The sequence below is a fragment of the Klebsiella sp. RHBSTW-00484 genome, assembly GCF_013705725.1.
Classification (GTDB): Bacteria; Pseudomonadota; Gammaproteobacteria; order Enterobacterales; family Enterobacteriaceae; genus Klebsiella.
The window spans coordinates 6,075,501-6,101,439 of the sequence record NZ_CP055481.1 but is presented as its reverse complement, the minus strand read 5'-3'; the positions used below and the strand labels follow the sequence as shown (position 1 = coordinate 6,101,439).

Genomic DNA, 25,939 nt, shown 5'->3' with positions numbered 1-25,939 from the left:
ACAATCCAGTGTAAACCGATTAGTTCTAATCTCTGGTATAGTGCCGTCAGGGCCTTTGGAAGGATTCAGACAACGTGATGGGCGTAAGAGCGCAACAAAAAGAAAAAACCCGGCGTTCGCTGGTGGAAGCCGCATTTAGCCAGCTAAGTGCTGAACGGAGTTTTGCCAGCTTGAGCCTGCGTGAAGTTGCGCGGGAAGCGGGGATTGCCCCGACGTCCTTCTATCGACATTTTCGTGACGTCGATGAACTCGGTCTGACGATGGTAGATGAAAGCGGGCTTATGCTACGCCAGCTGATGCGCCAGGCGCGACAGCGTATTGCTAAAGGCGGCAGTGTGATTCGCACTTCTGTTTCTACCTTTATGGAGTTCATCGGCAATAACCCAAATGCCTTCCGTCTGCTGTTGCGTGAGCGCTCCGGTACGTCCGCCGCGTTTCGTGCCGCAGTCGCCCGCGAAATTCAGCATTTTATCGCGGAACTTGCTGACTATTTAGAAATCGAAAACCACATGCCGCGCGCCTTTACTGAAGCGCAGGCTGAAGCTATGGTCACCATCGTATTTAGCGCTGGCGCCGAGGCTCTGGATGTAAGCCCGGAATTGCGTCGACAGCTTGAAGAGCGACTGGTACTCCAGCTCAGAATGATCTCGAAAGGCGCGTATTATTGGTATCGCCGTGAACAAGAAAAAAATCAAATCATTCCGAATAACGTGAAGGACGAGCAATGAAACACTCAGTTCAAGATAAAGGTACGCTGCTGCTGGCGCTTATCGCAGGGTTATCCATTAATGGAACCTTCGCTGCGCTGTTCAGCTCAGTAGTCTCATTTTCTGTTTTCCCGATTTTATCGTTAGTGCTGACGGTTTACTGTCTGCATCAGCGCTATCAAAACCGCAGTATGCCCGTGGGGTTACCGGGGCTGGCCGCTGCGTGTTTCATTCTTGGCGTGCTGCTTTATAGCACCGTGGTGCGTGCGGAATATCCGGACATCGGTTCTAACTTCTTCCCGGCCGTACTGTCGGTGATTATGGTGTTCTGGATCGGCTACAAGGTGCGTAACCGTAAGAGTGCGGTTGCGGAGTAATTCTGCTGAATTTTCCCGGCAACCATGATGTTGCCGGGTTACTGACATCTACTTCTTCGTTAACAGTACGCCGCATTCCATATGATGGGTATATGGGAACTGATCGAACAGCGCCAGGCGTGTGACTTCGTGCGTCTCGTTGAGCGTTTCCAGGTTCTTGCATAAGGTTTCTGGATTGCAGGAGATATACAAAATCTGCGGATAGGCTTGTACCATTTTCTCCGTTTCACTATCCAGCCCGCTGCGCGGTGGATCGACAAAAATCGTCTCACACTGATAGCTTTTCAGATCAATGCCTTGCAGACGGTTAAACTCCCGCACGCCGTTCATCGCCTGGGTGAACTCTTCTGCCGCCATACGGATAATCTGCACGTTATCAATATGGTTAGCCGCAATGTTGTATTGCGCCGCCGCCACGGACGGTTTGGCAATTTCCGTTGCCAGCACGCGTTCGAAATTCCGCGCCAGCGCCAGAGAAAAGTTGCCGTTACCGCAGTACAGCTCAAGCAAATCACCGGTTGCGCCTTTAGTTGATTCGACCGCCCATTCCAGCATCTGAATGTTCATCGCCGCGTTTGGCTGGGTGAAGCTATTCTCAACCTGGCGATAGACCATTTCACGCCCGCAGACCGGCAGACGCTCATCTATATAGTCCTGATCCAGCTCGATTTTTGTCTTAGTCGCGCGGCCAATCAGATGCATGTTCAGATTTTGCGCGCGTAGCGCATCGCGGAAGATTTCTGCTTGCTGACGCCACTCGTCGTCGAGCTTTTTATGGTACAGCAGCGACACGATGGCCTGATTGCTCATCGTGGTCAGATAATCGACCTGGAACAGCTTATGGCGTAGCACCGGATTGTCGCGCACGCCCTCAATTACGGCGGTCATCAGCTGATTAATCAGTTCGCTGGCCGTCGGGAAGGTATCGACGCGAATACGGGATTTGGTCTGCGGATCAAACATGATGTGGTACAGGTCATCGCCATCGTGCCAGATGCGGAATTCTGCGCGCATACGATAGTGGCTGACCGGTGAACGAAACACTTCCGGAACCGGGGTGGCAAAAGGGGCCATCATTTTCTGCAAACGGACGACTTTTTCTGCCAGCTGCGCTTCATATTGTTCGGTAGGAAGGTGTTCGGGGGTCATGATGCATCCTGAATAAAATAAGTACGCGGGGATTGTAGGGAAAGTGTCGGGGATGTCCAGCCCTGATGATATTCAGAAATATAACGATAGAAGTCTGGACATCTATATGTTTCTAATTATAGCATCATGTTACCGGTCCTATGTGTTAATAGGGAATCCAGTGTAAATCTGGAGCTGACGCGCAGCGGTAAGGAACAGTGGGATGAGCGCATTATGCAGACACTGCGGTGGTTTAGCGGGAAGTCTTCATCCATAACACACCCCAAGCCCGAAGACCTGCCGGAACACGTCGCATTTGGTTTCTATCATCGCGTACTACTGATAGTAGCCGGCGGCATCCTCTGCATATTACGGATGCTTTTAAAATGATTAAAAAGGCTTCGCTGATGACGGCCCTCTCCGTCACGGCATTTTCCGGCTGGGCGCAAGACAGCAATTCAGATACGTTAGTGGTGACGGCAAACCGTTTTCAACAGCCGGTCAACACGGTCCTTGCGCCAACGGATGTTGTTACGCGGGAAGATATTCAGCGCTGGCAGTCAAAAGATCTTAATGATGTGATGCGTCGCCTGCCGGGGGTGGATATTTCGCAGACCGGCGGGATGGGGAGCAGCTCTTCTCTCTACGTTCGCGGCACGGAAGGGCGTCATGTTCTGGTGCTGATTGATGGTGTGCCAATGGCGCGTGCTGGCATAACGAATGGCATTGATATTGGCCAGATCCCGGTATCCCTGGTGCAGCGTGTTGAGTATATCCGCGGGCCGCGTTCTGCTGTTTACGGTTCCGGGGCGATTGGTGGTGTGGTCAACATCATTACCATGAGTGACGAAGAGCGTTCGCAGATTAATGCGGGTGTGGGCAGCAACGGCTATCAGACCTACGATGGTGCGATGAATAAGCGCTTTGGCGATACCCTCGTCACGGCCGCCGGTTCGTACCAGACAACAAAAGGTTTTAACGTCCAGCCGAACTCCACCTATAGTGGTGATAGCGATCGTGATGGCTACCGCAACAAGATGTTCTGGGGGGGCGTACAGCATAAGTTTGGCGATAGCTTCTCCGGTTTCTTCCGTGGCTACGGTTATACCGCGAACAGTGACTACGATCAGGGCGGGTATGGCTATGTGGGCGGTAATGATGAAGTGCAGAACTACAACCAGTCATGGGATACCGGTCTGCGCTACAACTCTGGCATCTATTCCTCTCAACTGATTGCGAACTATCAGCATCTTAAAAGTTACAACTACAGCAATGACCTCGGCCGCTATGCGGGTGATGCGACGCTCGACGATATGGAACAGCGTTATATCCAGTGGGGGAATAGTGTTGAGGTTGGGCATGGTGCAATTAGCGGTGGCGTTGACTGGAAACAGGAAAAACTATTCTCAAGCAGCACGACGCTGTCGGATAGCTACAAACGCGACACTACCGGGCTTTATCTGACTGGGCAGCAGCAGATTGATAGCGTCACCCTGGAAGCATCGGGCCGCGAAGATCACGATGAGCAGTTCGGCTGGCACGGTACCTGGCAGACGGCGGCGGGCTGGGAGTTTGTTGAAGGTTATCGAGCAACGCTCTCCTACGGTACAGGTTTCCTGGCTCCGTCGCTGGGTCAGCAGTATGGGGCGACGCGCTTTGCCTCCTCTTACGGCCCTGGTATCGCAGCTAACCCGGATCTGAAGCCGGAAGAGTCTAAACAGTGGGAAGCGGGAATTGATGGACTAACGGGGCCGCTGGATTGGCGCTTGTCGGCATACCATTACGAAATTCAAAACCTGATAGATTACAAAAACAATCAATACGTTAACGTGAAGTCAGCCACGATTAAAGGTGTAGAGTGGACGGGTAATATCACGACCGGCCCAGTCGAACATCACCTGACGTTGCAGTATGTCGACCCGCGTGATGATGAAACAGATAAAGTGCTTTATCGTCGCGCTAAGCAACAGGCGAAGTATGAACTGACGGGACAGGTCTACGATCTGGGTTGGAACGTGATGTATCAGTATATCGGTCAGCGTTACGATAACGATTATGACAACAGCCGTGATGTTAAACTGGGTGGCGTAAGCCTATGGGATGTCGGATTGTCATATCCTGTCACCTCACACCTGACAGTTCGTGGTAAAATAGCCAACCTGTTCGATAAAGATTACGAGACAGCATATGGCTACCCAACTGCAGGACGGGAATACACCTTGTCTGGCAGCTACACCTTCTAAACCACGTCCCACCGTGCTGGTGTTTGATTCCGGCGTCGGTGGGTTGTCGGTATATAATGAGATTCGGCATCTCCTGCCGGAACTCCATTACATCTACGCTTTCGATAACGTCGCTTTTCCATACGGTGAGAAAAGCGAAGAGTTTATTGTTGAACGAGTCCTTGAGATCGTGACCGCTGTTCAGCAGCATTACCCGCTGGCGCTGGCCGTTATTGCCTGTAATACCGCAAGTACCGTTTCCCTCCCCGCACTGCGCGATAAATTCGCATTTCCTGTCGTTGGTGTTGTCCCGGCAATAAAACCGGCAGCACGCTTGACGGCGAATGGTATTGTGGGTCTGCTGGCAACGCGCGGGACGGTAAAGCGTCCTTATACACGCGAACTTATTGCCCGCTTTGCTAATGAGTGCCGGATCGAGATGCTGGGGTCGGCGGAGTTGGTGGAACTGGCGGAAGCTAAACTGCATGGTGAGCCAGTCCCGCTGGATGAGCTGCGTCGTATCCTGCGGCCCTGGCTGAGGATGCAGGAACCTCCAGATACTGTTGTGCTGGGCTGTACGCACTTCCCTCTATTACATGACGAGTTGCAACAAGTTCTGCCTCAGGGGACGAGAATGATCGACTCCGGTGCGGCCATTGCGCGTCGAACGGCCTGGCTGCTGGAGCATGAAGCGCCGGATGCAAAATCTAGTGATGCGAATATTGCGTACTGCATGGCGTTGACGGCAGAAACTGAACAACTTTTATCCGTTCTGCGGCGCTATGGCTTCGAATCGCTGGAAAAACTGCCGCTCTAAGGGTGTTTTGCGCAAAAAAGAGACGGTTAAAAGATTTTTTGAAAACAGGGCTTGTCAACTTCTCAGAACTCCCTATAATGCGCCACCACTGACACGGAACAACGGCTTACAGGCCGCCGGGTTAGCGGGGTTCAGCGATGAACGCCGGCAGAGAAAAGCGAAATTAAACGCTTGACTCTGAATGAGGAAAACGTATTATACGGGACCTCGCAACGGTGAGCGAAAGCCGCGTTGCACTGCTCTTTAACAATTTATCAGACAATCTGTGTGGGCACTCAAAGTGACATGGATTCTTAACGTCGCAAGACGAAAAATGAATACCAAGTCTCTGAGTGAACATACGTAATTCATTACGAAGTTTAATTCACGAGCATCAAACTTAAATTGAAGAGTTTGATCATGGCTCAGATTGAACGCTGGCGGCAGGCCTAACACATGCAAGTCGAACGGTAGCACAGAGAGCTTGCTCTCGGGTGACGAGTGGCGGACGGGTGAGTAATGTCTGGGAAACTGCCTGATGGAGGGGGATAACTACTGGAAACGGTAGCTAATACCGCATAACGTCGCAAGACCAAAGAGGGGGACCTTCGGGCCTCTTGCCATCAGATGTGCCCAGATGGGATTAGCTTGTTGGTGAGGTAACGGCTCACCAAGGCGACGATCCCTAGCTGGTCTGAGAGGATGACCAGCCACACTGGAACTGAGACACGGTCCAGACTCCTACGGGAGGCAGCAGTGGGGAATATTGCACAATGGGCGCAAGCCTGATGCAGCCATGCCGCGTGTATGAAGAAGGCCTTCGGGTTGTAAAGTACTTTCAGCGAGGAGGAAGGGGATGTGGTTAATAACCGCATTCATTGACGTTACTCGCAGAAGAAGCACCGGCTAACTCCGTGCCAGCAGCCGCGGTAATACGGAGGGTGCAAGCGTTAATCGGAATTACTGGGCGTAAAGCGCACGCAGGCGGTCTGTCAAGTCGGATGTGAAATCCCCGGGCTCAACCTGGGAACTGCATTCGAAACTGGCAGGCTAGAGTCTTGTAGAGGGGGGTAGAATTCCAGGTGTAGCGGTGAAATGCGTAGAGATCTGGAGGAATACCGGTGGCGAAGGCGGCCCCCTGGACAAAGACTGACGCTCAGGTGCGAAAGCGTGGGGAGCAAACAGGATTAGATACCCTGGTAGTCCACGCTGTAAACGATGTCGACTTGGAGGTTGTTCCCTTGAGGAGTGGCTTCCGGAGCTAACGCGTTAAGTCGACCGCCTGGGGAGTACGGCCGCAAGGTTAAAACTCAAATGAATTGACGGGGGCCCGCACAAGCGGTGGAGCATGTGGTTTAATTCGATGCAACGCGAAGAACCTTACCTACTCTTGACATCCAGAGAACTTAGCAGAGATGCTTTGGTGCCTTCGGGAACTCTGAGACAGGTGCTGCATGGCTGTCGTCAGCTCGTGTTGTGAAATGTTGGGTTAAGTCCCGCAACGAGCGCAACCCTTATCCTTTGTTGCCAGCGGTCCGGCCGGGAACTCAAAGGAGACTGCCAGTGATAAACTGGAGGAAGGTGGGGATGACGTCAAGTCATCATGGCCCTTACGAGTAGGGCTACACACGTGCTACAATGGCATATACAAAGAGAAGCGACCTCGCGAGAGCAAGCGGACCTCATAAAGTATGTCGTAGTCCGGATCGGAGTCTGCAACTCGACTCCGTGAAGTCGGAATCGCTAGTAATCGTGGATCAGAATGCCACGGTGAATACGTTCCCGGGCCTTGTACACACCGCCCGTCACACCATGGGAGTGGGTTGCAAAAGAAGTAGGTAGCTTAACCTTCGGGAGGGCGCTTACCACTTTGTGATTCATGACTGGGGTGAAGTCGTAACAAGGTAACCGTAGGGGAACCTGCGGTTGGATCACCTCCTTACCTTAAAGAACCTGCCTTTGTAGTGCTCACACAGATTGTCTGATGAAAAATTAGCAGTAAAAAATCTCTGCAGGCTTGTAGCTCAGGTGGTTAGAGCGCACCCCTGATAAGGGTGAGGTCGGTGGTTCAAGTCCACTCAGGCCTACCAAATTCTTGCTGATGTTGCGTTGCGGCGACACTCACATACTTCAGTATGCTTCGTGTCACCACGCCTTGCCTCAACAAGAATTAGCGGTACAGAGATAAGTTTTTACGATGGGGTTATAGCTCAGCTGGGAGAGCGCCTGCCTTGCACGCAGGAGGTCTGCGGTTCGATCCCGCATAGCTCCACCATCCTTTTACTGCAAAAAATAAGAAAACTTCAGAGTGTACCTGAAAAGGTGCACTGCGAAGTTTTGCTCTTTAAAAATCTGGATCAAGCTGAAAATTGAAACGACACACTGTGTCTGTTCTCCGTAATAAGAACAGAATGACAGTGTGTTCGAGTCTCTCAAATTTTTGCAGCACGAAGTGTTTTACGAAACATCTTCGGGTTGTGAGGTTAAGCGACTAAGCGTACACGGTGGATGCCCTGGCAGTCAGAGGCGATGAAGGACGTGCTAATCTGCGATAAGCGTCGGTAAGGTGATATGAACCGTTATAACCGACGATTTCCGAATGGGGAAACCCAGTGTGTTCCGACACACTATCGTTAAGTGAATACATAGCTTAACGAAGCGAACCGGGGGAACTGAAACATCTAAGTACCCCGAGGAAAAGAAATCAACCGAGATTCCCCCAGTAGCGGCGAGCGAACGGGGAGGAGCCCAGAGTCTGAATCAGTTTGTGTGTTAGTGGAAGCGTCTGGAAAGTCGCAGGGTACAGGGTGATACTCCCGTACACAAAAACACACAGGCTGTGAACTCGAAGAGTAGGGCGGGACACGTGGTATCCTGTCTGAATATGGGGGGACCATCCTCCAAGGCTAAATACTCCTGACTGACCGATAGTGAACCAGTACCGTGAGGGAAAGGCGAAAAGAACCCCGGCGAGGGGAGTGAAACAGAACCTGAAACCGTGTACGTACAAGCAGTAGGAGCCTCTTTAATGGGGTGACTGCGTACCTTTTGTATAATGGGTCAGCGACTTATATTCTGTAGCAAGGTTAACCGTATAGGGGAGCCGCAGGGAAACCGAGTCTTAACTGGGCGTTAAGTTGCAGGGTATAGACCCGAAACCCGGTGATCTAGCCATGGGCAGGTTGAAGGTTGGGTAACACTAACTGGAGGACCGAACCGACTAATGTTGAAAAATTAGCGGATGACTTGTGGCTGGGGGTGAAAGGCCAATCAAACCGGGAGATAGCTGGTTCTCCCCGAAAGCTATTTAGGTAGCGCCTCGTGAACTCATCTTCGGGGGTAGAGCACTGTTTCGGCTAGGGGGTCATCCCGACTTACCAACCCGATGCAAACTACGAATACCGAAGAATGTTATCACGGGAGACACACGGCGGGTGCTAACGTCCGTCGTGAAGAGGGAAACAACCCAGACCGCCAGCTAAGGTCCCAAAGTCATGGTTAAGTGGGAAACGATGTGGGAAGGCACAGACAGCCAGGATGTTGGCTTAGAAGCAGCCATCATTTAAAGAAAGCGTAATAGCTCACTGGTCGAGTCGGCCTGCGCGGAAGATGTAACGGGGCTAAACCATGCACCGAAGCTGCGGCAGCGACGCTTATGCGTTGTTGGGTAGGGGAGCGTTCTGTAAGCCGTTGAAGGTGGCCTGTGAGGGCTGCTGGAGGTATCAGAAGTGCGAATGCTGACATAAGTAACGATAAAGCGGGTGAAAAGCCCGCTCGCCGGAAGACCAAGGGTTCCTGTCCAACGTTAATCGGGGCAGGGTGAGTCGACCCCTAAGGCGAGGCCGAAAGGCGTAGTCGATGGGAAACAGGTTAATATTCCTGTACTCGGTGTTACTGCGAAGGGGGGACGGAGAAGGCTATGTTAGCCGGGCGACGGTTGTCCCGGTTTAAGCATGTAGGCGGATGTTCCAGGTAAATCCGGAACGTCATTCAACGCTGAGGTGTGATGACGAGGCACTACGGTGCTGAAGTAACAAATGCCCTGCTTCCAGGAAAAGCCTCTAAGCATCAGGTAACATCAAATCGTACCCCAAACCGACACAGGTGGTCAGGTAGAGAATACCAAGGCGCTTGAGAGAACTCGGGTGAAGGAACTAGGCAAAATGGTGCCGTAACTTCGGGAGAAGGCACGCTGATGGTAGGTGAAGTGACTTGCTCACGGAGCTGAACTCAGTCGAAGATACCAGCTGGCTGCAACTGTTTATTAAAAACACAGCACTGTGCAAACACGAAAGTGGACGTATACGGTGTGACGCCTGCCCGGTGCCGGAAGGTTAATTGATGGGGTTATCCGTAAGGAGAAGCTCTTGATCGAAGCCCCGGTAAACGGCGGCCGTAACTATAACGGTCCTAAGGTAGCGAAATTCCTTGTCGGGTAAGTTCCGACCTGCACGAATGGCGTAATGATGGCCAGGCTGTCTCCACCCGAGACTCAGTGAAATTGAACTCGCTGTGAAGATGCAGTGTACCCGCGGCAAGACGGAAAGACCCCGTGAACCTTTACTATAGCTTGACACTGAACACTGGTCCTTGATGTGTAGGATAGGTGGGAGGCTTTGAAGTGTGGACGCCAGTCTGCATGGAGCCAACCTTGAAATACCACCCTTTAATGGCTGGTGTTCTAACGTGGACCCGTGATCCGGGTTGCGGACAGTGTCTGGTGGGTAGTTTGACTGGGGCGGTCTCCTCCTAAAGAGTAACGGAGGAGCACGAAGGTTAGCTAATCCTGGTCGGACATCAGGAGGTTAGTGCAATGGCATAAGCTAGCTTGACTGCGAGCGTGACGGCGCGAGCAGGTGCGAAAGCAGGTCATAGTGATCCGGTGGTTCTGAATGGAAGGGCCATCGCTCAACGGATAAAAGGTACTCCGGGGATAACAGGCTGATACCGCCCAAGAGTTCATATCGACGGCGGTGTTTGGCACCTCGATGTCGGCTCATCACATCCTGGGGCTGAAGTAGGTCCCAAGGGTATGGCTGTTCGCCATTTAAAGTGGTACGCGAGCTGGGTTTAGAACGTCGTGAGACAGTTCGGTCCCTATCTGCCGTGGGCGCTGGAGAATTGAGGGGGGCTGCTCCTAGTACGAGAGGACCGGAGTGGACGCATCACTGGTGTTCGGGTTGTCATGCCAATGGCATTGCCCGGTAGCTAAATGCGGAAGAGATAAGTGCTGAAAGCATCTAAGCACGAAACTTGCCCCGAGATGAGTTCTCCCTGACTCCCTGAGAGTCCTGAAGGAACGTTAAAGACGATGACGTTGATAGGCCGGGTGTGTAAGCGTAGCGATACGTTGAGCTAACCGGTACTAATGAACCGTGAGGCTTAACCTTACAACGCCGAAGATGTTTTGGCGGAATTGAGAGAAGATTTTCAGCTTAGATTCAGAGTTGAGTAGGCAATAATTTACGCAGCAGCAAGGCGACAAGCGATGGAAAGGAAGGAGCATACTGAAGTATGTGACTGACTTTACGAGCGCGGGCAACGCGGCTGATGCGATAAAGAATTGCGTACTGAGCACAAAGAATTTGCCTGGCGGCGACAGCGCGGTGGTCCCACCTGACCCCATGCCGAACTCAGAAGTGAAACGCCGTAGCGCCGATGGTAGTGTGGGGTCTCCCCATGTGAGAGTAGGGAACTGCCAGGCATCAAATTAGCAAGTGAAACCGGGGCATTAAACCGGTGGTTGTAAAGAAATTCGGTGGAGCGGTAGTTCAGTCGGTTAGAATACCTGCCTGTCACGCAGGGGGTCGCGGGTTCGAGTCCCGTCCGTTCCGCCACTTATTAGAAAATTAAGCCTGCTAATCTAGCAGGCTTAATGATAAGAAAATTTAGGGGCGTAGCTCAGTTGGTAGAGCACCGGTCTCCAAAACCGGGTGTCGCGAGTTCGAGTCTCTCCGCCCCTGCCATATAATAATCCTTTGCTTAGGCAAAGGATTTTTTTTGTCTTTAATTTTCCTCGTTATTATTCCTCATATCCCCCATCCATGGAGGATTGATCTTATCCTAAAATACTGCTTTTCAGGATCTCGCGAATCTGCGTCTGCTTATCGCTGTTTTGTAGCCAAATTGCATAAAGAGGGCGTGAAAGCGTCACGCTATCCGTAACCGTATACAAGCCGATTTTCTCCTGTGCCCACCGTACTGGCAGCCATGTGCATCCCTTGAGCGCACTGAGTTGCCGGTAGGCTAATTCTGCAGAACTGGTCGTTAGCAGAGGTATATCGTCATTACCGATCAATCCTACTTCATTTTGTTGAAAATCAGGTCCCCATTCCAGGCGTAGATAATTCAATTCATTTTTGTTTTTAGTCGGCGATGTGCAATAAAGCGCGAGTGTAAAGTTGCCAAGTAACTGGCTGCTTAGTTCATCCATCTTCGGCGATTCTGTCGTGATCAGCAGATCAAGCTGGCGCTCGTGCAGCTGTTTGACCAGCGATTGCCGCTGTGCAATCCGCGCCTCAAACTGCAGGTTATAGGGCTCAGTGTAGAGCTTCCCAAGCCATTCATTGAGTAGGCACTCCCAAAGAGAAGCACTGGCACCTATCGAAAATTCATTATGCCGGGAAGAATTTGCGACCTCCTTACGCGCGGCCTGCCAGGTATTCATCAGGGTTTCAGCATAGGGCAGCAGTTTTTCTCCAGCTGGAGTCAGGCGGATGTTGTTACGATGACGGGTGAAAAGATTCACACCCAGCTGGTTCTCCAACTGGCGAATACGAAAGCTAACTGCTGACTGTGTCAGATAAAGCGCCTCCGCAGCCCGGCCAAAGTGACGAGTTCTGCTCACCTCAAGGAAAGTCTTGAGCAATTCCGTATCCACACTCTTCTCCACAAAATTATTTGTCGTGATGATTTAAATGTTTTGTTTGACGCTCTGTCAAGCGTAACTAATACTCCGCGCCATAAATAGCTCGGCCAAAGAATCAGGAGCGTGTAGGATGGCGGAAAGCTTTACGACAACTAATCGTTTTTTCGACAATAAAAATTATCCGCGCGGGTTTTCCCGTCATGGAGATTTCACCATCAAAGAGGCGCAACTGCTGGAACGTCATGGTTATGCCTTTAATGAACTCGAATTGGGTAAACGCGAGCCCGTTACCGAAGATGAAAAACAGTTTGTTTCGGTATGTCGCGGCGAACGTGAGCCAGCAACTGAGATAGAACGCGTCTGGATTAAGTATATGGCGCGTATTAAGCGTCCAAAACGTTTTCATACTCTGTCCGGCGGGAAACCGCAGGTGGAAGGTACGGAAGATTACACAGAAAGCGATGATTAAGAAAAAAGGGCGTAAGCCCTTTTTTTATGCCATTAGTTTTTGTAGATGGAGCAACATCCTGTCTATAGCTCGATAGCCGAGGGCTTCCTGCAAATGATAGCGTTTGATGTGTTCCACCTGCTCAAGATCGGCAATGGTTCGGGCAACTTTGAGTAGACGCTGCCAGGCTCGTATCGAGAGTCCAAGTTGCGACAAGGTCTGCTCCAGCCACATAGCATCGTCTTTATGTAGCTGACACCAGACTTTCATTTCGTTATTTCCCAGGTGCGCATTAAGTTTCTTCTGTCGGGATAACTGCCTTTCGCGTGCCGCCAAAACCCGCAGCCGTACGCTGGCGCTGCCCTCTTCTTCGTTTGTACCCTGACTTAATACCCCCGGTGGCGGGAGTGGGATTTCCAGTGAGAGATCAAAGCGGTCAAGAAAGGGGCCGGATAAACGCCCCAGGTAACGCAGAATCTGTTCTGGTGATGTACGATTATGCTGGCCTTGATAATGCCCTGTCGGGCTAGGGTTCATTGCGGCGATGAGTTGGAAACGCGCTGGATAATCGATTTTTGCGCGGGTACGAGAAATATGAATTATCCCTGACTCAATTGGCTCTCGCAATGCATCCAGTACCCTACGTTCAAACTCGGGTAGCTCATCAAGGAACAGAATCCCATTATGGGCAAGGGAAATCTCCCCTGGCGCGGGGATTGACCCTCCGCCCACCATGGCGGCAAGAGATGCACTGTGATGTGGGGCGCGGAACGGCCTACAACGCCACTGTTTCGTTGCATGGCTGGAATTGACCAGACTAAGTATCGCTGCGCTTTCCAGCGCCTCCTGGTTACTCAGCGGCGGCAGCAGACCCGGTAGACGACTGGCGAGCATCGTTTTACCAGTGCCTGGCGGGCCTATCATCAGCAAGTTATGGCCACCTGCAGCGATGATTTCCAGCGCACGCTTCCCTTGCTGTTGACCAATGACATCACGAAGGTCCACTAATGTCTCATTCGAACATTCTCCTTCCTGGATAGGAAAATTCAGAGGGTTTATTCCTTCGAGAAAAGCACAGACCTCCTGTAGATGTCCGGAAATAAGGCAGTCGCTACCGCCGATTAAGCCAACTTCCGTAGCATTCTCGTCAGAGACAATTATTTTTCGACCCGCCTTTATTGCTTCCATCGCGCTGGATATAGCCCCAGGAACGCCACGTAGGGCGCCTGTAAGCGCCAATTCACCGACAAACTCATATTGATTCAACTTGGTAGCATTTAACTGCTCTGATGCCACCAGAAGCGCGAGAGCGATAGGTAAATCGTATCGTCCCCCTTCTTTTGGCAGATCGGCTGGCGCCAGATTGATGGTGATTTTCTTTGCAGGCCAGGTGTAGCCGCTGTTAATAATTGCACTACGCACTCGGTCACGGGCTTCTCTAACCGTTGTTTCGGGAAGTCCCACCATCGTCAGGCCAGGGAGCCCGTTGCTGATATGCACTTCAATCGTGATAAGCGGAGCACCGATCCCGAGAGCAGCGCGTGTGTAAACTATGGCAAGTGACATAAAACCTCCTGATAGCAGGAATTATGTCGGGGATTTTTTGCTGAGTAATCCAGCAATATTGAATTTTAGATGCCTCCTTCCAGTCGATTCACTGCCAGTTGTTACGCTTCAGGCATTTTTGGAAACTGACTCGCAGAAGGCAATCGTGGGTCAGCGGTATGAGAAAGTGCTGTGGTATGCTCCACAAATTGAAATATTTTCATTTCATATTTTTCTTATTAAAAACAATTATCTTCTCAGAAATGGTTAGCAGGGTAATAAACTCAGTCATAAAAAAATCTTGTGTTTAATGTGATGTCTGTGGTACCTCTTTAGGTATTCCTTCGAACATGAAGCCAGAAAGAACATAAAATGACAGCCCTTCTACGAGTGATTAGCCTGGTCGTGATTAGCGTGGTGGTGATTATTATCCCACCGTGCGGGGCTGCACTTGGACGAGGAAAGGCTTAAAAAACAAGCCTTAACGAACTAAGACCCCCGCACCGAAAGGTCCGGGGGTTTTTTTATAACTTAAAAACAGAAGTGAGGAGCAGATGATGATGAGTAGCATAATGTTCTGTTTCTCTCGATCTATGACGGGGAAGTAACTATGAATGGAGCACGGTGGGTTGTACATGCTTTGCGAGCACAGGGAGTCGACACGGTATTTGGCTATCCAGGTGGCGCAATTATGCCGGTTTACGATGCGTTGTATGACGGCGGCGTGGAACACTTACTGTGCCGACATGAACAAGGGGCGGCGATGGCGGCCATCGGCTATGCCCGTGCTACCGGAAAAACTGGGGTGTGTATCGCCACCTCTGGTCCCGGCGCCACAAACTTGATAACCGGCCTTGCAGACGCACTGCTCGACTCTGTTCCTATTGTTGCTATCACCGGCCAGGTTTCTGCTCCGTTCATTGGTACGGACGCATTTCAGGAAGTGGACGTTCTTGGCTTATCACTGGCTTGCACTAAACACAGTTTCCTGGTGCAGTCGCTGGAAGAACTGCCGCGGGTAATCGCTGAAGCTTTCTATGTAGCAAACTCAGGGCGTCCAGGCCCGGTATTGGTCGATATTCCAAAAGATATCCAGCTGGCTCAGGGTGATCTCGACCCGCATTTCTCCATGGTAGCTGATGATGTTGACTTCCCATATGCGGATATCGAATACGCTTTGCAGATGTTGGCTCAGTCCCAGAAGCCGATGTTATACGTTGGCGGCGGCGTGGGTATGGCGCAGGCGGTACCCGCGTTACGTGAATTTCTAGCCGTGACGCGAATGCCAGCGACCAGTACCCTGAAAGGTTTGGGTGTTGTGGACGCCGATTATCCGTACTATTTGGGTATGCTGGGAATGCACGGTACTAAAGCGGCTAACCTGGCGGTACAGGAGTGCGATCTACTGATCGCAGTGGGCGCGCGTTTTGACGATCGCGTGACTGGCAAGCTGAATACCTTTGCGCCGCATGCCAAGGTAATCCATATGGATATCGACCCGGCTGAATTGAACAAGCTTCGTCAGGTGCATATTGGCCTGACGGGCGATCTGAATGCGATGCTGCCAGCACTGCAGCAGCCGCTGTCCATCGATACTTGGCGTCAACGTAATGCTGATTTGCGTACTGAGCATGCCTGGCGCTACGACCATCCTGGCGATGCTATCTACGCCCCGCTGTTGTTGAAGCAGCTTTCCGATCGCAAGCCAGCGAATTGCGTGGTCACCACCGATGTGGGTCAGCATCAGATGTGGTCAGCGCAGCATATGTCCTACACACGTCCTGAAAACTTCATTACCTCCAGCGGTTTGGGCACGATGGGCTTCGGCTTACCCGCAGCGGTTGGCGCGCAGGTGGCTCGTCCGGATGATACGGTTATCTGCATCTCCGGTGACGGCTCTTTCATGATGAACGTGCAGGAGCTGGGCACCGTAAAACGTAAACAGTTGCCGCTGAAGATTGTGCTGCTGGACAACCAGCGTTTAGGGATGGTTCGCCAATGGCAGCAGCTGTTTTTCCAGGAACGTTATAGCGAAACCACTCTGACTGATAACCCCGATTTCCTTACTCTGGCCAGCGCCTTCGGCATCCCTGGTCAACACATCACCCGTAAAGACCAGGTTGAAGCGGCACTCGACACCATGCTTTCGAGCCAGGGGCCTTATCTGCTTCATGTCTCAATCGATGAACTTGAGAACGTCTGGCCGTTGGTGCCGCCCGGTGCCAGTAACGCAGAAATGCTGGAGAAATTATCATGATGCAACATCAAGTCGCTTTACAGGCTCGCTCTAACCCAGAAACTTTAGAACGTGTGCTGCGCGTAGTGCGCCATCGCGGATTCCAGATTTGCGCCATGAATATGGAAACGGCTGCCGACGCCCGGAATATTAATATCGAGTTGACCGTTGCCAGCCAGCGGCCCGTCGAATTACTGTTTAGTCAATTAAGCAAACTGATCGACGTTGCCTGCGTCGAGATCCAGCAACCTACATCACAACAAATTCGCGCCTGAGCGCAAAAGGAAAAGAAATGACGACGAAAAAAGCGGACTACATCTGGTTCAACGGTGAGATGGTACGTTGGGAAGATGCGAAGGTACATGTCATGTCCCACGCGCTGCACTACGGCACTTCTGTATTCGAAGGCATCCGCTGCTACGATTCACACAAGGGCCCGGTAGTATTTCGTCATCGCGAGCACATGCAGCGCCTGCGTGACTCCGCCAAAATCTATCGTTTCCCGGTCTCTCAGAGCGTTGATGAACTAATGGAAGCCTGCCGTGAAGTGCTGCGCAAAAATAATCTGACCAGCGCCTATATCCGTCCGCTGGTCTTTGTTGGTGATGTTGGCATGGGCGTTAACCCACCAGACGGCTACACCACTGACGTGATCATCGCGGCGTTCCCGTGGGGTGCCTATCTGGGTGCCGAAGCGCTAGATCAGGGGATCGATGCGATGGTTTCTTCCTGGAATCGTGCTGCACCAAATACTATCCCAACAGCGGCAAAAGCAGGCGGTAACTACCTCTCTTCTCTATTGGTCGGCAGCGAAGCGCGCCGTCATGGCTATCAGGAAGGGATCGCGCTGGACGTCAACGGCTACATCTCTGAAGGTGCAGGTGAAAACCTGTTTGAAGTAAAAGATGGCGTGTTGTTTACTCCGCCGTTCACCTCTTCTGCGCTGCCTGGGATCACTCGCGACGCTATCATCAAGCTGGCGAAAGATCTGGGCCTTGAAGTGCGCGAGCAGGTATTGTCTCGTGAATCCTTGTATCTGGCTGACGAAGTCTTCATGTCCGGTACTGCCGCTGAAATCACGCCGGTACGTAGCGTCGATGGTATTCAGGTCGGCGAAGGCCGCTGCGGCCCGATCACCAAACGTATTCAGCAAGCATTCTTTGGCCTCTTCACCGGTGAAACCGAGGATAAATGGGGCTGGCTGGATCAGGTTAATCAATAAGCATAAAAAGATGGGGCGACACGCAACGCCCCATTTAACAGAAATTGGGAGTAACTAAAGCATGCCTAAGTACCGTTCCGCCACAACCACTCACGGCCGCAATATGGCGGGTGCCCGCGCGCTGTGGCGCGCCACTGGAATGACCGACGCCGATTTCGGCAAGCCGATTATCGCCGTCGTTAACTCCTTCACCCAGTTCGTGCCTGGCCACGTTCACCTGCGCGATCTTGGTAAGCTGGTTGCGGAGCAAATTGAAGCCTCTGGCGGCGTCGCCAAAGAATTTAACACCATTGCCGTGGATGATGGGATCGCCATGGGCCACGGGGGTATGCTTTATTCACTGCCATCCCGCGAGCTGATCGCCGACTCGGTGGAGTACATGGTTAACGCACACTGCGCCGATGCCATGGTCTGTATCTCCAACTGCGATAAAATCACCCCGGGGATGCTAATGGCGTCTCTGCGCCTGAACATTCCGGTGATTTTCGTTTCTGGCGGCCCGATGGAAGCGGGGAAAACCAAACTTTCCGATCAGATCATTAAACTCGATCTGGTTGATGCCATGATTCAGGGCGCTGACCCGAAAGTCTCCGATGACCAAAGCGACCAGGTCGAACGTTCTGCCTGCCCGACCTGCGGCTCTTGCTCGGGGATGTTCACGGCCAACTCCATGAACTGCCTGACCGAAGCGCTGGGCCTGTCGCAGCCGGGCAACGGTTCGCTGTTGGCGACCCACGCCGATCGTAAGCAGTTGTTCCTGAATGCGGGCTCACGCATCGTTGAGCTGACCAAGCGTTATTACGAACAGGATGATACCTCCGCGCTGCCGCGTAATATTGCCAGCAAAGCGGCGTTCGAAAACGCGATGACCCTGGATATCGCCATGGGCGGCTCTACCAACACCGTACTGCATCTGCTGGCGGCGGCGCAGGAAGCTGAAATCGACTTCACCATGACGGATATCGACAAGCTGTCCCGTAACGTGCCGCAACTGTGCAAAGTCGCCCCAAGCACCCAGAAGTATCATATGGAAGACGTCCACCGTGCAGGCGGCGTGCTGGGTATTTTGGGCGAGCTGGATCGTGCCGGGCTGTTGAATCGTGATGTGAAAAACGTCCTTGGCCTGACCTTGCCGCAAACCCTCGATCGCTATGATGTCATGCTGACGAAAGACGAAGCGGTGAAAGAGATGTTCCGTGCTGGCCCTGCGGGTGTACGTACCACTCAGGCGTTTTCGCAGAACTGTCGCTGGGATACGCTGGATGACGATCGTGCCGAAGGCTGTATCCGCTCGCTGGAACATGCCTACAGCAAAGACGGTGGTCTGGCAGTGCTGTACGGTAACTTTGCGGAGAACGGCTGCATCGTTAAAACCGCCGGCGTTGATGACAGCATTCTGAAATTTACCGGCCCGGCTAAAGTGTATGAGAGCCAGGACGACGCGGTCGAAGCGATTCTTGGCGGTAAAGTGGTGGCTGGCGACGTGGTGGTGATTCGCTATGAAGGGCCGAAAGGCGGGCCAGGCATGCAGGAAATGCTCTATCCGACGACCTTCCTGAAATCTATGGGGCTGGGCAAAGCCTGTGCGCTAATCACCGACGGTCGTTTCTCTGGCGGCACATCGGGTCTGTCTATTGGCCACGTTTCACCGGAAGCGGCCAGTGGCGGCAATATCGCCATTATTGAAGATGGCGACATGATTGCTATCGACATCCCGAATCGTGGCATTCAGTTGCAACTGAGCGATGCTGAGATTGCAGCACGCCGTGAAGCGCAGGAAGCCCGCGGCGATAAAGCCTGGACACCGAAAGCTCGTGAACGTCAGGTTTCCTTCGCCCTTCGCGCCTATGCCAGTCTGGCAACCAGTGCTGACAAAGGCGCAGTGCGTGATAAATCAAAACTTGGGGGTTAATGATGGCCGAGTCACAACCCCTATCCGCCGCCCCTGAGGGGGCGGAATATCTCAGAGCGGTGCTACGCGCACCGGTCTATGAAGCGGTGCAGGTTACACCGCTGCAAAAAATGGACAAGCTGTCGTCGCGCCTCGATAACGTGATTCTGGTGAAGCGCGAAGACCGTCAGCCGGTACATAGCTTCAAGTTGCGTGGCGCTTACGCGATGATGGCGGGGCTGACTGAAGAGCAGAAATCTCATGGCGTAATTACCGCTTCGGCGGGCAACCATGCTCAGGGCGTCGCTTTCTCAGCTTCTCGTCTGGGGGTGAAGGCGCTGATCGTCATGCCAACCGCAACTGCGGATATTAAAGTCGATGCCGTTCGCGGCTTCGGCGGAGAGGTATTGCTGCACGGTGCTAACTTCGATGAAGCGAAAGCCAAAGCCATTGAGCTGTCGCAGCAGCAGGGGTTCACCTGGGTACCGCCGTTCGATCATCCGATGGTGATCGCCGGGCAGGGTACATTGGCACTGGAACTGTTGCAGCAGGATGCCCATATCGACCGGGTATTCGTACCGGTCGGCGGCGGCGGCCTGGCGGCAGGCGTAGCGGTGTTGATCAAACAGCTGATGCCACAAATCAAAGTGATTGCAGTTGAAGCAGAAGACTCTGCCTGCCTGAAAGCCGCACTGGACGCGGGCCATCCGGTCGATTTGCCCCGCGTCGGGCTGTTTGCTGAAGGTGTGGCGGTAAAACGCATCGGCGATGAAACTTTTCGCGTTTGCCGGGAGTATCTCGACGACATCATTACCGTCGATAGCGATGCGATCTGCGCGGCGATGAAAGACCTGTTTGAAGACGTGCGTGCGGTGGCAGAGCCTTCCGGCGCGCTGGCGCTGGCGGGGATGAAAAAATATATCGCTCAGCACAATATTCGCGGTGAACGCCTGGCGCACGTGCTTTCCGGTGCGAACGTTAACTTCCACGGCCTGCGCTACGTTTCCGAACGTTGCGAGCTGGGTGAGCAACGCGAAGCGCTACTGGCGGTAACTATTCCGGAAGAGAAAGGTAGCTTTCTCAAGTTCTGTCAGCTGCTGGGTGGGCGTTCGGTCACCGAGTTCAACTACCGCTTCGCCGATGCGAAAAACGCCTGCATATTTGTCGGTGTGCGCCTAAGCCGCGGTCTGGAAGAGCGTAAAGAAATTCTTAATCTGCTGCACGAGGGTGGCTATAGCGTAGTGGATCTCTCCGACGATGAAATGGCCAAGCTTCATGTGCGCTACATGGTCGGCGGACGTCCGTCGCAACCGCTGCAAGAACGCCTGTTTAGCTTCGAGTTTCCGGAATCCCCCGGTGCTTTGCTGAAGTTCCTGCATACGCTGGGCACCCACTGGAATATTTCTCTGTTCCACTATCGCAGCCACGGAACCGATTATGGTCGCGTGCTGGCGGCATTCGAGCTTGCCGATCATGAGCCTGATTTCGAAAGCCGGTTGCATGAGCTAGGCTACGACTGTCACGATGAGAGTAATAACCCAGCGTTCCGTTTTTTCCTGGCGTAGCGATCTCATCCCTCTTCTGTATCGGAAGGGGGATTATTTTACGTTGAAGTAAATCATGGATGGTTTATATGAAACTATTCCCTTTATTTTTATCTGGATTTTTTTGTTTGCTGTGTTCCACGGTCAATGCTGATGAGATAGTGAAAGATGATCTCTCTGCGAATATTATTTGCCTGCAGAAAGACACACCGGAGGAAATGGTTTTTGTAAATTCTTGCCAATATAAAGAGATGGGATTGTTACAGGCTTACGCTGTTTATCTTTCTAAGATCCGGCCAGATGCGCTAAACGATTTTATTAAAAATCCGCAACCAGGCCAAAACCAGCATATCGACAACCCTGATAACGTGATGTCCGCAGACTATAAATGGCAGGGTGTTAATGATTTAAGCATTGACCAGTTTTATGCGGGCGGAGAAACGAAAATAACATTTCAGTACAATGGAAAAGATACGACGGTGATCACCACGTCGTACCCTGATTAATGACGGGATGCCGCGCTCTTGCTGGAAACAGCGTTTCTGGCGCGTGTTTTTTCCTTATTTAACCTGAACAATTTCCCAGAATGCATCAATCAGCGGCTCATGCAGCCGTTTTTTCTGTGCGCAGACGCCCAGCTCGAACGGTGTTTTCTCATCGCTGCGCTCTAAAATCATCACGCGGTTACGTACCGGTTCCGGGCTGTTTTCCAGCACCACTTCCGGCAGCAGCGCTACGCCGCAGCCCAGCGCTACCATTGATACCATCGCTTCATGGCCGCCGACCGTGGCGTAAATTGATGGATTGCTGATTTTATGACGGCGGAACCACAGTTCAATCCGACGGCGCACCGGCCCCTGATCGGCCATGATAAACGGTACCGTTGACCAATCGGGGTCATCAACGGAGACCTGATTGCGCACCGGGCAGGGTAACGCCGGGGCGATCAGTACCACCGCCAGATTTTCCAGCATGGAGAACGCCACCGCGCCGGGCAGCGTCTCCGGCTTACCGGCAATCGCCAGGTCCGCTTCTCCGGTGACCACTTTTTCCATCGCGTCGGCGGCATCGCCGGTGGTGAGCTTAATCTCCACCGACGGGTGTTCGGCGCGAAAACGGTCGAGAATGGGCGGCAGATGGCTATAGGCGGCGGTCACCGAGCAGAAAATATGTAGCTCGCCCGACAGCGACGGCCCTTGCTGATCGATGGTGTGGCGTAATTGCTGATACTGCAACAGCGTCTGTTGGGCAAAGACGCGTAGCTCTTCGCCCGCTTCGGTGAGCGTTACCGTACGGTTATCACGAATAAACAGCGCCTGACCGAGATCCTCTTCCAGCCGTTGAATTTGCCGGGAAAGCGTAGAGGGGCTGACGTGCATCGCCCGCGCGCTGCGGCCAAAATGGCGGCTTTCCGCCAGATGCAGAAAGGTTTTTAGATCGCGTAAATCCACAGACGAGTCTCCGGTTTTCTACATTGCATAAATTGCAATGTGACGTTGTGAATATATCAATTTCCGCAATAAATTTCCTGTTGTAATGTGGGTTCATTCTCGCAAAAGCGAACCGAACAATAAGACACACAACATCACGGAGTACACCATCATGGCTAACTACTTTAATACACTGAACTTGCGCCAGCAGCTGGCACAGCTGGGTAAATGTCGCTTTATGGGCCGCGACGAATTCGCCGACGGCGCGAGCTACCTTCAGGGTAAAAAAGTGGTCATCGTCGGCTGTGGCGCTCAGGGCCTGAACCAGGGCCTGAACATGCGTGACTCCGGTCTGGATATCTCTTACGCCCTGCGTAAAGAAGCGATTGCCGAGAAGCGCGCTTCCTGGCGTAAAGCGACTGAAAACGGCTTTAAAGTCGGTACCTACGAAGAGCTGGTTCCGCAGGCAGATCTGGTGGTTAACTTGACTCCTGATAAACAGCACTCCGACGTTGTGCGTTCTGTTCAGCCGCTGATGAAAGACGGCGCGGCGCTGGGTTACTCCCACGGTTTCAACGTCGTGGAAGTGGGCGAGCAGATCCGTAAAGACATCACCGTAGTGATGGTTGCTCCGAAGTGCCCGGGTACCGAAGTACGTGAAGAGTACAAACGTGGTTTTGGTGTGCCGACGCTGATCGCCGTTCATCCGGAAAACGACCCGAAAGGCGAAGGTATGGCGATTGCCAAAGCCTGGGCAGCTGCAACCGGCGGTCACCGTGCGGGCGTACTGGAATCCTCTTTCGTCGCGGAAGTGAAATCTGACCTGATGGGCGAGCAGACTATCCTGTGCGGTATGCTGCAGGCCGGTTCTCTGCTGTGCTTCGACAAGCTGGTGGAAGAAGGTACTGACCCGGCATATGCTGAAAAACTGATTCAGTTCGGCTGGGAAACCATCACCGAAGCGCTGAAGCAGGGCGGCATCACCCTGATGATGGACCGTCTGTCTAACCCGGCTAAGCTGCGTGCTTACGCGCTGTCTGAACAGTTGAAAGAGATCATGGCGCCGCTGTTCCAGAAACACATGGACGACATCATCTCCGGTGAATTCTCCTCCGGTATGATGGCTGACTGGGCCAACGACGATAAGAAACTGCTGACCTGGCGTGAAGAGACCGGTAAAACCGCGTTCGAAACCGCTGCCCAGTTCGACGGTAAAATCGGCGAGCAGGAGTACTTTGATAAAGGCGTCCTGATGATCGCGATGGTGAAAGCGGGCGTTGAGCTGGCATTCGAAACCATGGTTGATTCCGGCATCATCGAAGAGTCGGCTTACTACGAATCACTGCACGAGCTGCCGCTGATTGCGAACACCATAGCCCGTAAGCGTCTGTACGAAATGAACGTAGTTATCTCTGATACCGCAGAATACGGCAACTACCTGTTCTCTTACGCTTGCGTACCGCTGCTGAAAGAGTTTATGACCACGCTGCAAACTGGCGACCTGGGCAAAGCGATTGCTGAAGGCGCTGTCGACAACGCCCAGCTGCGCGATGTGAATGAAGCCATTCGTAGCCATGCGATTGAAGAAGTAGGCCAGAAACTGCGCGGCTATATGACCGATATGAAACGTATTGCAGTAGCTGGCTAATAAAACCTTGTTATCATCCGGCCCGGTCAGCGCTTGCTACCGGGCCGTTTTTTTATCTGCTTTTGACGCGATTGCCGTTTTGTTAGCCGAATTGTCCCCAATACGCGCCTTTTTCTGGAAGGATATGTTCCTGTAATGCCTGGAGCGCTTTTTCAGCATCCGCATCCTGGATGGCCTGAATGATTGCGACATGCTGTTGATGAGAACGATGCATATGTTCGTCATTGCTGCCAAGGTAATTACGAATTGTCGCCATCTGCGCGGAAATAAGCACGTAGGATTGCTGTAAATAGGCATTGCCGCAATAGGTGAATAATGCCTCGTGGAACAGATTATCGAGGCGAATATATTCATGCGTGGAATTATTTTCCAGACAAAACGTCATGTGGTCGAGATAGGAAGATAATGCTTGTACCAGCTGGCGCTGATTACGATGCAGGGACAGCCTCAGCGCTTTTGCCTCGACAAAATAACGAAACTCCAGCAACCCATTGAACTCAATATCGCTCAGATTGAAAACAAAAGTTCCGCTTTTCGGACGGATATGTACCAGTCCCTCGCTTTGTAGACGTCTCAAAGCGTCGCGTACCGGCGCTTTAGTGGAAGATAAACGCGTCGCGAGGGCTGATTCTGATATTTTGCAGCCCATCGGTAATGTGCCGTTAATGATCATATCTCTGATACGACGATAAATAACGTCTTTGAGTAAGTCCGTTGTCATATTGATTGAAAATTCCGGCATGTTAACTCGGTGAGCGGCCGTTTGCGGCCAGCAATAGAGGTGACTGTATAACAGATTTGCGGGAATGGGAAAATGATATATGGCAACAAGTTGCCGCTGGCGTACCGTGCGAAAATGTGCCGCGCTGGCAGGCGCGGCGGAGATTACTGTGATTGAGTTTGCTGGATCAATACTTCAACTTGTGGCTGGCGAGGAATGGGTGCGACGGCACCATAACCGGTTGTCGTGAGCGCAGCGGCGGCATTGGCGTAGCACAGCGCATCTTCCGGTGAATCGCCTTTGATAATGCGATAAAGGAAAGCGCCTGAGAAACAGTCCCCGGCTCCGGTAGCATCGACGGTGGCGACTTTATGGCCGGAATAGATGACCCGGCGATTCTCATTGGCAAACATCGCACCTTCCGCGCCCATTTTTAACACCACATTCTTTGCTCCAAGCTGGAGATAGAAATCCGTAATTTCATCTGCATGGTGTTTCCCGGTGAGCAGACGGGCTTCATCAAGGCTGGGCATGCAGTAATCTACATGACGGATCGTTTCATGAATGATGGCGCGGGCACGGGCTAGCGGCCACAGTTTGAGCCGCAGATTGGTGTCGAAGGAAATCAGTGTTTGGTGTTTTTTGCATAATTCAATCGCGTGAAAAAGCGTATCGCTGACATTATTACCAATGGCGTGGGTAATGGCTGAGCTGTGAAATAAGCGTGCGGCAGCAATCGCGGACTCATTGATATCATCGACAGTCATCGTCGAGGCCGCAGAGCCTTTACGATAAAAGGTAAAGTGGTGGCCCCGTTCGTTGTGCGAAATAAAATAGATACCCGTCGGGGCTGTTTTATGCGCGCCAACCCATTGATGATCGACCTTTTCTTCGTCCCATAATGCCCTGAAATTCTGACCAAATACGTCGTCACCGAGGCGGGTTAACATGGCAACCTGGGCACCTTGTCGCGCTGCGCTGATGGCGAAATTCGAGGTGTCACCGCCAAATCCGCTAAGATAATGCTGCTCAGAGCGCTCCGTGGGAAGCTGATTGAATTCAAAAAGGGGTTCACCAAATGAAAGAATATCGAACTGCTTCATTGCGTTCTCCATGTGATAGTCCGGGTACGCCATCAGCTGGTTTGGCTGATGGC

General features: G+C 52.4%; 18 protein-coding genes, 4 tRNA genes, 3 rRNA genes, 1 pseudogene and 1 riboswitch. Of the genes and pseudogenes, 20 read left to right on the top strand and 6 right to left on the bottom strand.

The window, feature by feature from the left end:
* Positions 1-74: 74 nt before the first annotated feature.
* Together fabR and HV213_RS28705 are read left to right on the top strand one after the other, a co-directional pair.
* Positions 75-709: pseudogene (gene fabR / locus HV213_RS28710) on the top strand (HTH-type transcriptional repressor FabR).
* A gap of 15 nt (positions 710-724) precedes the next feature.
* Positions 725-1,084 (top strand): YijD family membrane protein, encoded by a 360-nt coding sequence (locus HV213_RS28705; RefSeq protein WP_181484189.1) that lies wholly within the window; start codon positions 725-727, stop codon positions 1,082-1,084.
* 48 nt (positions 1,085-1,132) lie between these two features.
* On the opposite strand, the gene trmA is transcribed toward HV213_RS28705, so the two are convergent.
* Entirely contained in the window at positions 1,133-2,233 is a 1,101-nt protein-coding gene (gene trmA / locus HV213_RS28700) for a tRNA (uridine(54)-C5)-methyltransferase TrmA (RefSeq protein WP_181484188.1), read from the bottom strand.
* A gap of 116 nt (positions 2,234-2,349) precedes the next feature.
* Positions 2,350-2,531: riboswitch (cobalamin riboswitch) on the top strand.
* Positions 2,532-2,598: 67 nt separating this feature from the next.
* Here trmA and btuB point away from each other — a divergent pair.
* From btuB to HV213_RS28655, 9 genes are all read left to right on the top strand, one after another.
* Complete coding sequence (gene btuB / locus HV213_RS28695; protein WP_181484187.1) at positions 2,599-4,455, top strand: TonB-dependent vitamin B12 receptor BtuB; 1,857 nt, start codon at positions 2,599-2,601, stop codon at positions 4,453-4,455.
* Positions 4,400-5,251: a glutamate racemase gene (murI, locus tag HV213_RS28690; protein ID WP_181484186.1), complete on the top strand. Its 852-nt coding sequence runs from the start codon at positions 4,400-4,402 to the stop codon at positions 5,249-5,251. Before btuB ends, murI begins: the two co-directional genes overlap by 56 nt.
* Positions 5,252-5,632: 381 nt before the next feature.
* Positions 5,633-7,172: ribosomal RNA gene (locus HV213_RS28685) — 16S ribosomal RNA — on the top strand.
* A gap of 71 nt (positions 7,173-7,243) precedes the next feature.
* Positions 7,244-7,320, top strand: a tRNA-Ile gene (locus tag HV213_RS28680).
* A gap of 109 nt (positions 7,321-7,429) precedes the next feature.
* Positions 7,430-7,505 (top strand) — tRNA-Ala (locus HV213_RS28675).
* Between the two features lie 206 nt (positions 7,506-7,711).
* Positions 7,712-10,620: ribosomal RNA gene (locus HV213_RS28670) — 23S ribosomal RNA — on the top strand.
* Between the two features lie 198 nt (positions 10,621-10,818).
* A 5S ribosomal RNA gene (rrf, locus tag HV213_RS28665) occupies positions 10,819-10,934 on the top strand.
* The 16S, 23S and 5S rRNA genes sit together here with 4 tRNA genes alongside, the layout of an rRNA operon.
* A 56-nt stretch (positions 10,935-10,990) precedes the next feature.
* Positions 10,991-11,067, top strand: a tRNA-Asp gene (locus tag HV213_RS28660).
* A 53-nt stretch (positions 11,068-11,120) separates the two neighbouring features.
* A tRNA-Trp gene (locus tag HV213_RS28655) sits at positions 11,121-11,196 on the top strand.
* A gap of 92 nt (positions 11,197-11,288) precedes the next feature.
* Here HV213_RS28655 and hdfR read toward each other — a convergent pair.
* Complete coding sequence (hdfR, locus tag HV213_RS28650) at positions 11,289-12,110, bottom strand: HTH-type transcriptional regulator HdfR (protein WP_181484185.1); 822 nt, start codon at positions 12,108-12,110, stop codon at positions 11,289-11,291.
* A gap of 118 nt (positions 12,111-12,228) precedes the next feature.
* Here hdfR and HV213_RS28645 point away from each other — a divergent pair, with 118 nt between their 5' ends.
* Positions 12,229-12,567, top strand: a complete 339-nt coding sequence (locus tag HV213_RS28645) for a MaoP family protein (protein ID WP_110276913.1) — start codon at positions 12,229-12,231, stop codon at positions 12,565-12,567.
* A 24-nt stretch (positions 12,568-12,591) separates the two neighbouring features.
* Here HV213_RS28645 and HV213_RS28640 read toward each other — a convergent pair whose 3' ends face one another.
* Complete coding sequence (locus tag HV213_RS28640; protein WP_181484184.1) at positions 12,592-14,112, bottom strand: YifB family Mg chelatase-like AAA ATPase; 1,521 nt, start codon at positions 14,110-14,112, stop codon at positions 12,592-12,594.
* Between the two features lie 351 nt (positions 14,113-14,463).
* On the opposite strand from HV213_RS28640, the gene ilvL reads away from it, so the two are divergent.
* From ilvL to HV213_RS28605, 7 genes are all read left to right on the top strand, one after another.
* Positions 14,464-14,562, top strand: a complete 99-nt coding sequence (ilvL, locus tag HV213_RS28635) for an ilv operon leader peptide (protein ID WP_001311244.1) — start codon at positions 14,464-14,466, stop codon at positions 14,560-14,562.
* Between the two features lie 139 nt (positions 14,563-14,701).
* Entirely contained in the window at positions 14,702-16,348 is a 1,647-nt protein-coding gene (gene ilvG / locus HV213_RS28630; protein ID WP_181484183.1) for an acetolactate synthase 2 catalytic subunit, read from the top strand.
* Entirely contained in the window at positions 16,345-16,602 is a 258-nt protein-coding gene (ilvM, locus tag HV213_RS28625) for an acetolactate synthase 2 small subunit (protein ID WP_110276910.1), read from the top strand. Before ilvG ends, ilvM begins: the two co-directional genes overlap by 4 nt.
* Positions 16,603-16,619: 17 nt before the next feature.
* Entirely contained in the window at positions 16,620-17,549 is a 930-nt protein-coding gene (locus HV213_RS28620) for a branched-chain amino acid transaminase (protein ID WP_181484182.1), read from the top strand.
* A gap of 61 nt (positions 17,550-17,610) precedes the next feature.
* Positions 17,611-19,461, top strand: coding sequence for a dihydroxy-acid dehydratase (gene ilvD / locus HV213_RS28615; protein ID WP_110276908.1), 1,851 nt, complete (start codon positions 17,611-17,613; stop codon positions 19,459-19,461).
* A 2-nt stretch (positions 19,462-19,463) separates the two neighbouring features.
* Positions 19,464-21,005: a threonine ammonia-lyase, biosynthetic gene (gene ilvA / locus HV213_RS28610; RefSeq protein WP_181486520.1), complete on the top strand. Its 1,542-nt coding sequence runs from the start codon at positions 19,464-19,466 to the stop codon at positions 21,003-21,005.
* Between the two features lie 68 nt (positions 21,006-21,073).
* Positions 21,074-21,490 (top strand): hypothetical protein, encoded by a 417-nt coding sequence (locus tag HV213_RS28605; RefSeq protein ID WP_181484181.1) that lies wholly within the window; start codon positions 21,074-21,076, stop codon positions 21,488-21,490.
* Positions 21,491-21,544: 54 nt separating this feature from the next.
* Here the strand turns inward: HV213_RS28605 and ilvY are convergent, their stop codons facing one another.
* Positions 21,545-22,435 (bottom strand): HTH-type transcriptional activator IlvY, encoded by an 891-nt coding sequence (gene ilvY, locus HV213_RS28600; RefSeq protein ID WP_181484180.1) that lies wholly within the window; start codon positions 22,433-22,435, stop codon positions 21,545-21,547.
* A 151-nt stretch (positions 22,436-22,586) separates the two neighbouring features.
* Here ilvY and ilvC point away from each other — a divergent pair, with 151 nt between their 5' ends.
* Positions 22,587-24,062 (top strand): ketol-acid reductoisomerase, encoded by a 1,476-nt coding sequence (gene ilvC, locus HV213_RS28595; protein WP_181484179.1) that lies wholly within the window; start codon positions 22,587-22,589, stop codon positions 24,060-24,062.
* A gap of 82 nt (positions 24,063-24,144) precedes the next feature.
* Here the strand turns inward: ilvC and HV213_RS28590 are convergent, their stop codons facing one another.
* Both HV213_RS28590 and HV213_RS28585 read right to left on the bottom strand, forming a co-directional pair.
* Positions 24,145-24,783 carry a GntR family transcriptional regulator gene (locus HV213_RS28590; RefSeq protein WP_000205685.1) on the bottom strand — a complete coding sequence of 213 codons (639 nt, stop codon included), beginning with the start codon at positions 24,781-24,783 and terminating at the stop codon, positions 24,145-24,147.
* Positions 24,784-24,947: 164 nt separating this feature from the next.
* The gene (locus HV213_RS28585) at positions 24,948-25,886 is read right to left on the bottom strand and encodes a sugar kinase (RefSeq protein WP_181484178.1); all 939 of its coding nucleotides are present in this window, start codon (positions 25,884-25,886) and stop codon (positions 24,948-24,950) included.
* Positions 25,887-25,939 lie beyond the last annotated feature (53 nt).